Source organism: Nitrospirales bacterium (genome assembly GCA_031315865.1).
GTDB lineage: Bacteria > Nitrospirota > Nitrospiria > Nitrospirales > UBA8639 > JAGQKC01.
In genome coordinates this window covers 1,992,515-2,005,318 of sequence record JALDRJ010000002.1, presented here as the reverse complement: position 1 = coordinate 2,005,318, position 12,804 = coordinate 1,992,515, and the positions used below count along the sequence as shown (strand labels likewise).

Here is a 12,804-nt window from a genome sequence, read left to right as displayed (position 1 = left end):
CATCTGCCGTAGCGAACATTGGCGAAACCCGCATCCCCTCCAACATCCAAGAACGTCGGCGAAAGGATTCAAGGCATGCAAGAGTTTGAGAAATTGGGCGCGTTCTATCTCGGGCGCCCGTACGATTTGGAACAGAAAGAGCCCAGACCAGGGCTCACGATGTACGACTCGAAAGATCTCGTCACTCATGCGGTGTGCGTGGGCATGACTGGCAGTGGAAAAACGGGCCTGTGCATCGGCTTACTCGAAGAAGCCGCCATCGACGGCATCCCCGCTCTCATCATCGACCCCAAAGGCGATCTCTCGAATCTGCTTCTGACGTTTCCGAAACTGCGGGGACAAGACTTTGAGCCATGGGTCAATGAAGAGGACGCGCAAAAAAAAGGATTGTCGCGAGTCGAATATGCGCAACAAGAAGCTGAGAAATGGAAGAACGGGCTGCGTTACTGGCAACAAAGCGGAGAACGCATCGCACGTTTGCGCAAGGCTGCTGACTTTGCCGTGTACACGCCGGGGAGCACGGCAGGACTCCCGATTTCGATCCTGAAGTCTTTCGCGGCGCCTTCACCGGCTATCCTGGAAGACACGGAACTCCTCAGCGAACGGCTGAGTTCGACGGCGACCAGCCTCCTGAGCCTCATCGGCATCGAGGCTGATCCACTGCAAAGCCGCGAGCATATCCTGCTTTCGACCATCCTCAAACATGTCTGGGCTCAAGGCCACGACCTTGACCTCGCGCAGCTCATCGGTCACATCCAGAATCCACCCGTCAAAAAAGTCGGCATCCTGGATGTCGAGGCATTTTTCCCGGCTAAAGATCGCTTTGCGCTCGCCATGCGGTTCAACAATCTATTGGGCGCCCCTGGATTTTCGACATGGCTTGAAGGCCAGCCCCTGGACATCGATCAATTACTCTACACCCCTGATGGCAAACCCCGCATGGCGATTTTCTCGATCGCGCACCTCAGTGACACCGAGCGGATGTTCATCGTCACACTGCTGTTGAGTCAAATGGTGAGTTGGATGCGAACGCAGTCAGGAACCACGAGTCTTCGCGCCCTTGTCTACATGGATGAAGTGTTCGGGTACTTTCCGCCGGTGAAGAATCCACCATCCAAGGCCCCGCTGCTGACATTACTCAAACAAGCCCGCGCCTTCGGCGTGGGAACCGTTCTAGCGACCCAGAACCCCGTAGACCTCGATTACAAGGGTCTCGGCAACGCCGGTACGTGGTTCATCGGACGCTTGCAGACCGAGCGGGATATGGCCCGTGTTCTGGATGGCTTGGAAGGAGCCGCCTCTGAGGCTGGGAAGACCATGAATCGTAAACAGATGGAGCGAACCCTTTCACGATTGGGCAATCGTGTTTTTCTGATGAACAACGTTCACGAAGACGCTCCAGAAATTTTTGAGACCCGATGGGCGCTTTCGTACTTGCGTGGGCCGCTGACCAGATCGCAGGTCAAAATGTTGATGGACCCGTACAAGGCTCAACTTTCCACGGGAGAACAATTCGCTGAGCCTGCTTCCGATCAGCCGACGCCAACGCGATCTGCTGCCTCTGGGGAAGAATTCGGAACCTCCCAACCACCCATCTTGCCTTCGGAGATCCTCCAGTTGTATCTCCCCACTCGCTGCTCGCAGCCGGAAGACGGTTCACTCGTCTATCAACCGCGCTTATTGGGGTCTGCGTCGATTCACTACTTGCAATCCAAGACCAACGTAGACGTGTTACGAGAACTCACGGGGTTGGTTCCGATCACGGACGATCCTCTTCCGGTGGACTGGAATGAAATGGAAGAAACAGAGATTGACCTCGACGATCTTGAGAAGTCGCCAGAGGATCACGTCAGGTATTCTCCCACGGCTTCAGCGGCCGGTCAGGTCCAACAGTACAAGAAGTGGGAAAAGGCGCTTAAAGATTGGGTGTACCGGAATAAGACCCTTGAACTCTGGAAAAGTCCTCCTCTCAACACCGTTTCAGAACCTGATGAATCGGAACGGGATTTTCGCATTCGCGTCCAACAACTCGCCCATGAACAACGCGATGAAGACATCGAACAACTGCGAAGAAAGTATGCGCCCAAGATCGCAGCGCTGGAAGAGCAGATTCGCCGTGCGGAACAAGCGGTCGAGCGGGAGGCCGAACAGGCGAAACAACAAAAAATGCAAACGGCCATTTCCTTCGGCGCGACGCTCTTATCGGTTTTTTTGGGAAGGAAAACCGTAAGCCGTTCATCGATGGGACAGGCCACGACGGCGATTCGAGGCCTTGGCCGGTCCATGAAGGAAGCCAAAGACGTCGCGCGGGCTGGTGATACCGTTGAGGCCCTACGAGAACGCATGCTCGCGCTCGATGCTCAATTTCAAAAGGACAAGAGCCAGCTTGCAGCAAAATGGGAAGAAGATGCCGGCGCTCTTGAATCCATCTCAATTCGTCCGACAAAAACCAATATCTCCATCAAGCTTCTGGCTCTTGCTTGGGTCCCCTTCTGGCAGGATTCGTCTGGAGACATGACTCCAGCCTGGAAATAGCTTACAATACCGGTCACCCTCTCTGTTAACGTTCATGACCCCCTCTATATCGTGGTATTCCAAAGGAGGCCATTATGATGGAACTCATTCAACAATTAGTGAGTAATTTAGGCGTAACCGAGGATCAAGCCAAAGGTGGAGCCGGCATGCTGTTTAATCTCGCCAAAGAAAAACTTGAAGCTGGCGATTTCCAACAAATTGCCAACGCCATACCCGGCATTAGCGATCTCATGAGCGCAGCGCCTTCGACTGGCGGCGGGGGAGAAGGTGGAGGAGGCGTGATGGGTATCTTGGGCGGCATTGCGTCCAGCCTGGGAGGAAATGTCGGTGGACTCGGATCACTGGCGGCCTTAGCCGGTGGGTTTTCGAAACTGGGTCTTGATTCAGAAATGATCGGAAAATTTGTTCCTCAAGTCCTGGAATACGTCCAGAAACAGGGTGGAGACAGTCTAAAAGGCCTGCTCGAAAAGGTCATCAGCACTTATTCCTAGCACAGCACCACCCCAGATGCCTTGTCGATCAGGAAACAGCGACCGCGACTACGTGAATGCAACGGCGACGATTGCATTCGTTTATCTTCCCAGGAGACTTTCATTCATGGAAACACGTCAGCTGCCAAGCATCCTCCGCTTCTACTTCGTGTGCGTCATGGTGCTCACCATCATGGGTTGTCAAACCGTATATTACGAAGCCATGGAGAAAATCGGTTATCACAAACGGGACATTCTTGTTTCCGATGTCGAGAAAGCTCGTGACGCCCAGTCCGAAGCGAAGGAACAATTCAAATCAGCCTTAGAACGTTTTTCGTCGGTGTTGAACTTTAAAGGCGGCGATCTGCAGGAAAAGTATGACAAGCTGAGCGCCGAATACGAACAGAGCGAAGCCAAGGCGCAGGCCGTTCATAATCGAGTCGCGTCAGTTGAGGATGTCTCTGAAGCCCTGTTCGCTGAATGGGAAGCCGAGCTTCAGGAATACTCGAACGCCAACTTACGTCGTACGAGCCAACAAAAACTGGATCAGACTCGCAAACAATATGCTCAACTGATCAAAGCCATGAAACGTGCGGAAAAAAAGATGGACCCCGTCATGGCATCGTTTAAAGATCAAGTGTTGTTCCTAAAGCATAATCTTAACGCCAAGGCGATCGCGTCATTGAAAGACGAGCTGGTCGCGGTCGAAAGTGACATCACCTCGCTCATCAAGGATATGGAGGCTTCGATTAAAGAAGCCGACTCGTTTATTACCACGATGGCGAAGGAGCAATAGCTGATACGCAGAGCACTTCGCCACTTCCATCTACCAGGAGAAGTGATATGGGCATTCTCTCGTGGATATTTTTTGGTCTCATCGCCGGGATCTTGGCTAAAATTCTCATGCCGGGGAAAGACCCTGGCGGGTTTATCATCACAATCTTAATCGGCATTGCCGGAGCGGTAGTCGGCGGAGGAATCAGCACGTCATTGGGCTATGGGGATATCTCCGGGTTTGACTTACGGAGTTTTGGCATCGCCATCGGCGGAGCACTGCTCTTACTGTTTGGGTATCGAAAGATTACAGGGTAGCGCCGATTTTGCCTTCTCTACTTAAACATATGATGAATTGGAGGTGTCCTAGAACGTGATAGTTGATGGCTTTGAGGCTCAATGAACAGACAGGCTAGATTGGAGTCCGACGGCTTCTGATATTTCAATCACAAGCGTCCTAGGAGGCGGTTGTTGAGACGCTCATGGCCATTGTTGGACATCCTACCTTGAAGATAAGGTCTTCCAATTGGCATGTAGATTACATGCCTTCTAGTCCCATCCCATGGGTTCATAGCCTTTTTCGCGTAAGCAACGATCCACAAACTTACGGTACGTTGGGTTGGCTTCCGGACCTCCGGAAGCAAAAATCCCTCGCAGCAACCCATACGTCGCACCAACGGCCGCGCCAGCGGCTGCTCCCACTCCAACATTTCCGGTGATCGCTCCTCCAACGGCTCCTGATGCCGCTCCAGCCGCTCCTCCGATCACCGTTTTCCCCGCAACCTGTTCTCCCTTGTTGGATTGCTGAACGTATTGCTCGGCCAATTCCTCGCACAGCGCAATATCTTGTTCGGCTTTCTCCTTCCCGACTTCTTGATAGGCTTGGTTAGGATATAGAACAGGCTTGGACGATGAACACCCGGAAAAGAGCACACAACACGTCAGGATTAGACTGTTGAGTGATGAGGTAGTGCGCATTTGCTGGTCTTTCGTTGTTACGATAATCTACTACTCCACTAACCAATGACAGGTTTGTTCGTGATAGCCGTTTCCAATAACTTCCGTCTGGTTCAACGTCGTACCGCGCGGGGTTTGTCGTCTGTATCGATTGGCACGTATTTAGATTCGCTATAACTCAAATGACCTCAGCCAGGTTCCCGCAGAGAAAATCATCACGCACACGATCATCTCACAGAGACTGAAGAGAGCCGCCGCCGGCCAACAGAAATGGATCGTCGACTGTGTGGCTAAGCCAGGGTATGGTGGTCATCTTATAGCTCAGCGGATTCGTAGCAGGAACCGTGACCCGATTCGATCATTCTCCCGACACAAGACCACTATCTCCGTCACTCACTCTAAAGCCGTTCGTGCTGTTCTGTGGAAACACAGGAAAGTCTCATTGCAGCTCCCACACGATGCATACGAGGAGCATGAGCAGAAAACAAGCTAGGACAAGAGGAATAATTTCCATATCTTTTCTATTCATGATCACTAGACTATCATTCCTTTCATGGCGATACATTCTATCAATGCGATCTTGTGCTTATCCAGCTAATGGGATTTCGCATGCTGCCTCATGAGAAGCTTTGGCTATAGACGCCAACAGTCTTTTGATGTCATAGGGTTTGGTATGCACAGCTCTTAGGTTTGTGTTGCCCCGAACCCGCGCACTCAAGCAAGGCATCACGCCGGTGACAAGGATGACCGGAAGCGTGCGAAGACTCGGATGGTCAGACATGTAATCGATAAGCTGCAGACCATCCATCCTGGGCATATTGCAGTCGGTCACCACCAGATCATACGAGTACCTCAACAGTTTTTCGGCCGCCATGATGCCGTCATTAGCTTCATCACACATATAGTCGTGACTTTGAAGCATGTCTTGCAACACCAACCGATGATCCTGTTCATCATCGACAATTAGAAGACGTTTCATATGTTGACTCCTCTGCTCATGATAGGCAATTGCTTGCCGACCCGTTCGCGATATTTTCCCCTATTCAATCATGGCTCATTCAAATCCTCACTTTGGATGAACCATGGCTTCATCTCATACAATGATTAGACTATCAATCCCCATGCCATAGTCACTTTCTGAAAAAACTTTTGATAGCCAATGAGTTATGAATGGCAGGTCCAAAAAAACTCATGTAGAACTCATCTGATGATCACAGAAGTGTTTCAGAACTGTTCCAAATCGTTGTTAATGAATAATGGTGGTATACTGTGAGTAGGAAGAAAGAAAGCTATCTTAAAGGAGAAAAATGCGTATCCTGGACCAGAGCATATGAGTGCCCTCTCAGAAATCGGGGCGATGGAAGCCCGAGAAATTGCGAAGAAAAAGGAATGTTCGTTGAATGAAATTCAGACCTTGAACCTCAAAAAAAGAGGAACGATTATCTGAGTTCAAAACTGTCCTACAGAAAAGCACCCCCTCTATTGTCCTTTCCCGATAAGACGGTCAACAAACCCGAGACAATCGCCCCTCAACCTTTGATTTCTCTGTTTTCTCTATTTTGTTATCTCTATGATGCACCGCTCTCTTCCACCACACACATTCCAATTCTTTACCGCCGTAACCTGTCGGGAAGGGCGGTTTCAACGGCAACACTGATCTTTCGATAATCAAGTGGTTTAGCGAGAAACGTTTGAACACCCAACCGCTTGGCCTCATCGCGAGAGACATCATGCCGATCGTCCTTGTTCGTCAACAGGATCACTGGAATCGGTGCATCATCACCATGACCGTAGAGATGCTCCAAGAACTGCACAATCGTCATCGACGGCATTGGATCACCCGTGATAATCAGCGCCGGCCGATGAGCTCGAAGACATTGAAGCGCCTCTTGTTCTTGCTGAAAGGCCAAGCAATCATAACCTTGAATACTCAACATACGATGGAGAAAATGAAGCACGATCGGATCATCCTCGACAATCACAACACGACGCATAAGACAAGTCTCTGATTCTGTCCCCTTGAAACTCTGGTGACCGTCCACAATTTTTGCTCCCATCACGGCCTCCCCTACCAGTCTCGTCTATGCATCCCTCTTCGTCAGAGATAGTCAAATATAATGCCAAAACAACTTCCTTTTCTTTCAATGAGTTAGATAAAGACCATTTGTTGGCATCATGAACCTGGCACACATTCTCAGACAGTCAACTGTCTCAGAATGTGTACCAAAGAGAATTAGTGAAAAAACGGAGGTAGGGAAGGTGACGTCTTGCGACCACGCGTTAAGATACGAAGTTATACCCCAACGTGAGGAGATAGAGAAAATCTGATTTTTTATTCCCTGGAGAAGGTGTGTTGTCATACCGCCAATTGATCTGAAGACTTGAAATAAAGTCCTTCCACACTTTGACCCGGACGCCTTGCTGAGTGATCACATAAAAGTCGCTCGTATCCTCCAGAGAAGGAAATCCCTGATGTTGGTGAAAGAACGTGACAGTCGGCAACACGGGCCACAAAAAATCTACGGCCCATCGACCGGTCGCATAACTTTTATCTTCAGCCACTTTGAAATCTTCATTAAAGAACCCAAAACCAATTTCAGCGCTGAGCTTCATATCCTTCAAATAGGGGCTCGTAAAATCTCCCACATCGATAAATTGATACCCGGGTCCTGCATTGATCGAGGTTCGAAGTTGCAAGTCTTGAAACGTATCTTGTTCAAAAATCGCGCTGGTATAGGCGTAAAAACGCTTGGTGATAAAGAAGTCAAGCTTGATCAGCCCATACGCATTACGCGCGATGATGGTGTTGTCATTTTCCCCATAGATCCACCGAGCCTGTAAGGTGAGGCGCATCCGATCACTCCGAGCCACGAGCTCACCCAGAAGACTCGCATTCTTGAGATGGGTATTTCCGGAGTTAATAGAACCGCCAAAATTGAGGTTGCCGGTAAATTCGACTGCTTTTTTTTCGGGAGGATTCACGGCAAGAATCGAATGCACATCGACAGGAAGTGGACGTGTCAAGATCGTCGTTTGCATCTCTAACTTGCCGGGTTCGACCATCTTGGGCTTTCCGTTCAGGACAATCCCGTCCTTCAGGACAAAGCTCATGGACTCTTCAGACGTTATCCCAACAACTTCACTCCAAAGAATACTAATGGGGTCACTTTTGCTAAACGCCGCTTTCATCTTCAAGTTCCCGTCAGTCATGTCGATAATTTCGCCCAGTAAGCGGCTTCCATCCTTGAGATCGACCTGAGCGATGACCCCAGCGTGGGCGGGAAGCGCCAGCATCATCACGAGCAACACAACACAGCCCCATACTCCTTGTTTCATAATTCCTCCTGTTGATAAATCACACGTCCGTGTGCATATCGGTGACGTCATATTGTTCAGAGCGCACCATTTCTTTATTCTTCGGCTTACTGTTTGCTCTAAGTTTAGGGTAATCTAGATTTGGGGTTCGGTCTATTATTCCTGGGAGGAAATACCGAAACCCTCCAAACGACGGTAGAAGGTGGAGCGACTCATCCCCAGCATTCTGGCGGCTAACGCTCGCTTGCCTTTGGCGCGCTTCAGAGCTGCAAGAATCTGTTCTCGCTCATCAAGTTCGGGGTCGAGAGTGGTCGAGACGCTCATTGGCGCCTCAAAACATTCTGGCGGAAGGTCTGCAGGTAATATGGCCGGTCCTCGACTATGGATGAAGGCATAATCCAATGCGCTTTTCAGCTCACGCACATTTCCAGGCCATCGATACCGTAAAAGCTGCTGCATCGCATCTGGGCTAATTTCCTGGATATCCATTTTTTTCGTCACCGTACGAGCCTGCCGGAAAAAGACGTCCGCTAAAAGAGGAATATCTTCCCGCCGATCCCGTAACGTCGGAAGAGACAATCTTGCCACTCGAACCCTGTATAAAAGGTCCGCTCGAAAACTTCCAGTCTGGACCAGCTCCGCGAGATTTTGATGTGTGGCCGTGACGACTCGAACGTCCACTTTTCGGGGATGTGATTCTCCCAAGCGCATGATCTCTTTTTCCTGGAGCACCCGAAGCAGAGTCGTTTGGATGCTCAATGGCATATCACCGATTTCATCCAGAAAGAGGGTGCCCGCTTGCGCAGCTTCGAAAAAGCCCTGATGATCATGAGTCGCTCCGGTAAAGGCCCCTCGTTTATGCCCAAACAACTGGCTCCCGAGGAGTGAATCTGTTAACCCGGCACAATTCACCGCGATGAAAGGACCGTCCCGTCGAGGACTCGCTTCATGGATAGCTCGCGCGACCAGCTCCTTGCCCGTGCCCGTCTCGCCTTCGATAAGAACCGTGGCTTCGACGGGAGCGATATCCTCAATTCGCTTGTAGATGTCCGTAATTGCTCGGCTCTTTCCGACAAGATCAAAAAACCGACTTTTTTCTGAAAGTTCTCCTCGTAGATCCTCCACCTCCGTAACATCATAGAGAAAAAAGATTGTTCGATCGGCGTTGCGCGGATCTTCCTGGATATCGATTTCAAGCGAGATTCGCCCTCCTTTTCTCTGTTCGACCACGATGGGGACTTTGGTTCGCTCCCTAGCCGGACGGGCCAGCATCATTTCGAGCGCCGCTCGCTGTTCAACCGAAAAGACAGGAAGCTCCTTCCAGTGAAGTCCGATCACACTTGCCTTCCCCATCCCCAGAAGTCGATGCACCGTCTGGCTGACAAAGGAAATTTTCCTGCTCTGATCGGTCATGATTGTTCCCAATTGCAAGCGATCGAGTATCGCGACTAAGTCATCGCGAAGTTGTTCGCTCTGTTCCAGCCGGCCACCCAGGACTCGCTGAACTCTCTGCTGTTCCGTCATCGCGTGATGATGCTGTAAGCCACGTTCCCTCGCTGTCTGGAGTACCTGTTGGATATCTATCCCCTCGTCTCCGAGCCGTTGGATCAACAAGAGGTGACAGTCAAGGCCTGCGACTGCGACCGCTTCGAACTGATAGTCTCGATCGTCTACACCCCGCTCGCTCCAGATTCCTGATGTCAGTTTGCCTTTGGATTGTGAAGTGAACAATGCACGGACGTCTTTCAAAAAATGTTGTAGAAATGGCGAGAGAAGAATGGCGGAAAGATCCGCAGCCTCCTCTTGAGCTTTTCCGGTCAACAGACGCGTCCATTCTGGAATTGTTCCGACCGGATCAAAGTCCTGTGAAGACCGCTCCTGCCTAAAAACCAGGATGGAGAGAGCCTCAGTGAGCGCTGTCAAGAGAGAGGAGTCGTTCATCATCAGAAACGAGGAACAGTGTATATGATGAAAACCTTCGCAGTTCCGCCAGCCGATGAATAAACGCCTTGAGAACTCATGACGATCCAAGGCAGAGCCTGAAAGAAAGATATTGCGGGAAATCTACAGAGATGAGCCTACGAAGACTCCCGATAGGCTAACTGCTGCACCCGCTGTTGTTGCAGCGCCTGATCTGTTGTATCAAGCAATAAGACCCAGTCACCTGTCGTTCCAGGAAATAAATGGACATCGATATACTGCCTGACATTAAATTGCAAAAGGGGAATGATGATGGACTCTCCATAGAGTGGGATCAGACCGTGCAAAAAACAGACGCGATCGGTTATACATTGCCCCACTCGACAATACTGCAGGCCATAGTGAGCTAACGAACCACCCACTTCGAGAGTTTGACATTCAGAACTAATATAGAAGAAAGCCGGGTGCCGACATGCGAGAATTTGTTGACGAAGATAGGTTTCGATAGGTGAGGGATACGACTCCATTTACAGAGAAACCATTTGACGAGAAAGGGCCAAAAAAGCTTCCTCCACCCCTTCTCCTGTTTTTGCGCTTCCTTGAATGACGACCCACCCCCGCGCTTCTAACGTCGAGATCGTTTCTTTCTTGATTTCCCATTGATCCAAGACATCGGCTTTATTCAAGACCACCACAAAAGGCAGGACACCAAGTTGTTCCTCAGCCATTCGATGAAGATTTTCCATTACTTCTAAAGTTTTTGGTCTAGTCCCATCGACCACGAGCAAATATCCCGATGATCCCCGCAAATATGATGCCCGAATCTTTTGATACTCATCTTCTCCATGTAAATCCCATAGAATCAGGGTCATTTCCTGGCCATCCACCTCAACCACTTTTTTATCGATTTTGACGCCGACGGTTGTGTGATATTTTTCTGAGAAAATCCCTGAAACATATTGCCTCACCAGGCTCGTTTTTCCTACGGCAAAAGCTCCCAACATACACACTTTCTTCTGAATCATCGTTTTTTTTGGCCTCCATAGTTTTCACTTGATCAATTTCACCCTGAACAAGACACGCCGAGACGAGTCAGGATCGATCGTTTTCTCTTTGGAATCATCACTTTTTGACCCCACGGCTTCAACCTGCGTATTGGTTAAACCAGAAAGCCTGAGACTCTGTAATACGGAAGAAGCCCGAGCAAGCCGAAGCTTCCTGTTCGTCTCTAACGAGCCGTCCTGACTGGTCTGTCCTCGTATTTCCACCCTCACGAGTTGGTTGAGATTTCTGGCTGAATCGTCCAGTTGATGAATGAGTTGAGAAAGGCTGTTCAGATCCATTGCCTCAGGTCCAGATAAATGGGAGCTGCCCTTTGAGAAGAAAATGTGAGTCTTCTCTAATTTCCCACGAAGTGCATCAAAACGTTCCACATCTGTATCAATGAGATGTTCAGTAACCACTTTCGTGAGTCCTGGAATGGTTTGAGAAAAGTTTTCCAGGCGACGCACCCAGTCGTGGGGAGCCTTACCGGAGACCAGAAGATGTGCGTTTTCCACGGTCATCTTGACTGATGGTGGCGGCTGCAAGAGAGATAATGCTCTCAATTCCAGAAATTCCGGGGTTGTCGAAAAATAGGGCTCAAACCGAAATTCGATGGATTCAGGAGACAATCCAGCCTGTCTGGCGAGTTCGGCTGGTTCGACCGAAAGAGGATCTCTGAGACCATTGACAATACTCGTTCCATGATCTTGACTTACCGAGGTCACGATGATGCCAGGCTCCTGCTCAATCTGCTTGAGAAACTGTGCCCACCGTTGATGTTCCATGTAAGCCAAGCCCCCCCACCAGACCAGTCCGGCACCGATAAGACCCAGCCAAGTTAAGAGCAGGAAGGAAGGCTTCGATGAATTCCCTTGAAATTGCGCCTGCAGACAGTCTTCCAGATCAGGGCGCGCCCGATCGAACGCACTCACATCTCCTGAAAACCGGTCAAAAGTCGATGAGCATTCGACATGAATCGTCTCAAGGGCGTCCTGAAAAACTTCGTGCAATTCCTGGGGAGGATTCCCCCGAATCACTCCGGCCAAGAGAGCCTGGGGGCCCTGTTCAATCCAAACCGTCAATTCTCCGACACGAAGCGACTCCAGGACATCAGCCTGCTTTCCGCCAAAGGAATCTCGCACAAAATCTTGAATGGCCGTCAACATACCGGAAACGACTTCTTCGTCTTGTATCGACTCGATTTCTGCAGCCGCATGCTGAAGCAGAATGCCTGTTTCACGGTGAATGAGAAACACTTGCTCCACACGGAAACGCAGCGTATGGAGCAGAACGATTTCCGCGAACGGTTTTCCGGTGCGAAACGCTTCGACTCGCCACTTCAACCCTTTGAGAGACACACTGTGTTCTAATGTTTGGTTGAGCGACTGCACCATCCCACGCAACGCCGCGAGGATAGCCTTGCGAATCGCGGGCGACATGATTGGTGAAATAGCATCGGCAATCTTTTGAGGAGACTTTTGAATGGAATGGGAAAAACTGTCTTCGATGATCGGAGACAGGGACTTCGCGAGCTGCGAATCCTGTTGAGAGCGCAATATGATGGCATTCGGCAAAATGCGCCCGACACTCTTCTCGTCAATGGAGAGCGAGTCTATTTTTTTTTGTATGTTCTCGAGTTGTCGTTGCTCAGGAGCGAGCAGGAGTGTTCGTAACTTTGTGAGATCCCGGGAAGCCGGATCAGTCCCTTTGTGAGAAGGGCTCGTTGTCGTCCCATGAGAAGGAGAAGCCATAATGAGTTGACACTACGTTCGTCTCACGGTCCTTTCTA

Annotated in this window: 12 protein-coding genes; 4 read left to right on the top strand and 8 right to left on the bottom strand. The window is 50.2% G+C overall.

What is annotated here, in order from left to right; all coding sequences use genetic code 11:
- Positions 1 to 75: 75 nt before the first annotated feature.
- From MRJ96_09245 to MRJ96_09230, 4 genes are all read left to right on the top strand, one after another.
- Entirely contained in the window at positions 76 to 2,535 is a 2,460-nt protein-coding gene (locus MRJ96_09245) for an ATP-binding protein (protein ID MDR4501618.1), read from the top strand.
- Between the two features lie 74 nt (positions 2,536 to 2,609).
- Positions 2,610 to 3,026: a DUF2780 domain-containing protein gene (locus MRJ96_09240; protein ID MDR4501617.1), complete on the top strand. Its 417-nt coding sequence runs from the start codon at positions 2,610 to 2,612 to the stop codon at positions 3,024 to 3,026.
- Between the two features lie 106 nt (positions 3,027 to 3,132).
- Entirely contained in the window at positions 3,133 to 3,801 is a 669-nt protein-coding gene (locus MRJ96_09235; protein ID MDR4501616.1) for a DUF2959 domain-containing protein, read from the top strand.
- A 47-nt stretch (positions 3,802 to 3,848) separates the two neighbouring features.
- The gene (locus MRJ96_09230; protein ID MDR4501615.1) at positions 3,849 to 4,097 is read left to right on the top strand and encodes a GlsB/YeaQ/YmgE family stress response membrane protein; all 249 of its coding nucleotides are present in this window, start codon (positions 3,849 to 3,851) and stop codon (positions 4,095 to 4,097) included.
- Between the two features lie 231 nt (positions 4,098 to 4,328).
- On the opposite strand, the gene MRJ96_09225 is transcribed toward MRJ96_09230, so the two are convergent.
- The 8 genes from MRJ96_09225 to MRJ96_09190 form a co-directional block, all read right to left on the bottom strand.
- On the bottom strand, positions 4,329 to 4,757 hold the full coding sequence (locus MRJ96_09225) for a hypothetical protein (GenBank protein MDR4501614.1): 429 nt from the start codon (positions 4,755 to 4,757) through the stop codon (positions 4,329 to 4,331).
- Between the two features lie 565 nt (positions 4,758 to 5,322).
- A complete protein-coding gene (locus MRJ96_09220) occupies positions 5,323 to 5,715 on the bottom strand; it encodes a response regulator (protein ID MDR4501613.1) in 393 nt (130 codons plus the stop codon).
- A gap of 631 nt (positions 5,716 to 6,346) precedes the next feature.
- On the bottom strand, positions 6,347 to 6,793 hold the full coding sequence (locus tag MRJ96_09215) for a response regulator (GenBank protein MDR4501612.1): 447 nt from the start codon (positions 6,791 to 6,793) through the stop codon (positions 6,347 to 6,349).
- Positions 6,794 to 7,016: 223 nt separating this feature from the next.
- A complete protein-coding gene (locus tag MRJ96_09210; protein ID MDR4501611.1) occupies positions 7,017 to 8,072 on the bottom strand; it encodes a DUF481 domain-containing protein in 1,056 nt (351 codons plus the stop codon).
- Positions 8,073 to 8,207: 135 nt separating this feature from the next.
- Positions 8,208 to 9,974, bottom strand: coding sequence for a sigma 54-interacting transcriptional regulator (locus MRJ96_09205; GenBank protein ID MDR4501610.1), 1,767 nt, complete (start codon positions 9,972 to 9,974; stop codon positions 8,208 to 8,210).
- A gap of 155 nt (positions 9,975 to 10,129) precedes the next feature.
- Entirely contained in the window at positions 10,130 to 10,498 is a 369-nt protein-coding gene (locus MRJ96_09200) for a hypothetical protein (protein MDR4501609.1), read from the bottom strand.
- A complete protein-coding gene (locus MRJ96_09195; GenBank protein MDR4501608.1) occupies positions 10,499 to 10,996 on the bottom strand; it encodes a GTP-binding protein in 498 nt (165 codons plus the stop codon).
- Positions 10,997 to 11,020: 24 nt separating this feature from the next.
- Positions 11,021 to 12,766 (bottom strand): OmpA family protein, encoded by a 1,746-nt coding sequence (locus tag MRJ96_09190; protein ID MDR4501607.1) that lies wholly within the window; start codon positions 12,764 to 12,766, stop codon positions 11,021 to 11,023.
- Positions 12,767 to 12,804: the final 38 nt, after the last annotated feature.

Bases quoted from the DNA above. Each gene is read 5' to 3' on its own strand.
- MRJ96_09195 (MDR4501608.1), bottom strand. From the start codon at position 10,996: ATGATTCAGAAGAAAGTGTGTATGTTGGGAGCTTTTGCCGTAGGAAAA.
- MRJ96_09220 (MDR4501613.1), bottom strand. From the start codon at position 5,715: ATGAAACGTCTTCTAATTGTCGATGATGAACAGGATCATCGGTTGGTG.
- MRJ96_09190 (MDR4501607.1), bottom strand. From the start codon at position 12,766: ATGGCTTCTCCTTCTCATGGGACGACAACGAGCCCTTCTCACAAAGGG.
- MRJ96_09235 (MDR4501616.1), top strand. From the start codon at position 3,133: ATGGAAACACGTCAGCTGCCAAGCATCCTCCGCTTCTACTTCGTGTGC.
- MRJ96_09245 (MDR4501618.1), top strand. From the start codon at position 76: ATGCAAGAGTTTGAGAAATTGGGCGCGTTCTATCTCGGGCGCCCGTAC.
- MRJ96_09230 (MDR4501615.1), top strand. From the start codon at position 3,849: ATGGGCATTCTCTCGTGGATATTTTTTGGTCTCATCGCCGGGATCTTG.
- MRJ96_09200 (MDR4501609.1), bottom strand. From the start codon at position 10,498: ATGGAGTCGTATCCCTCACCTATCGAAACCTATCTTCGTCAACAAATT.
- MRJ96_09240 (MDR4501617.1), top strand. From the start codon at position 2,610: ATGATGGAACTCATTCAACAATTAGTGAGTAATTTAGGCGTAACCGAG.
- MRJ96_09215 (MDR4501612.1), bottom strand. From the start codon at position 6,793: ATGGGAGCAAAAATTGTGGACGGTCACCAGAGTTTCAAGGGGACAGAA.
- MRJ96_09225 (MDR4501614.1), bottom strand. From the start codon at position 4,757: ATGCGCACTACCTCATCACTCAACAGTCTAATCCTGACGTGTTGTGTG.
- MRJ96_09210 (MDR4501611.1), bottom strand. From the start codon at position 8,072: ATGAAACAAGGAGTATGGGGCTGTGTTGTGTTGCTCGTGATGATGCTG.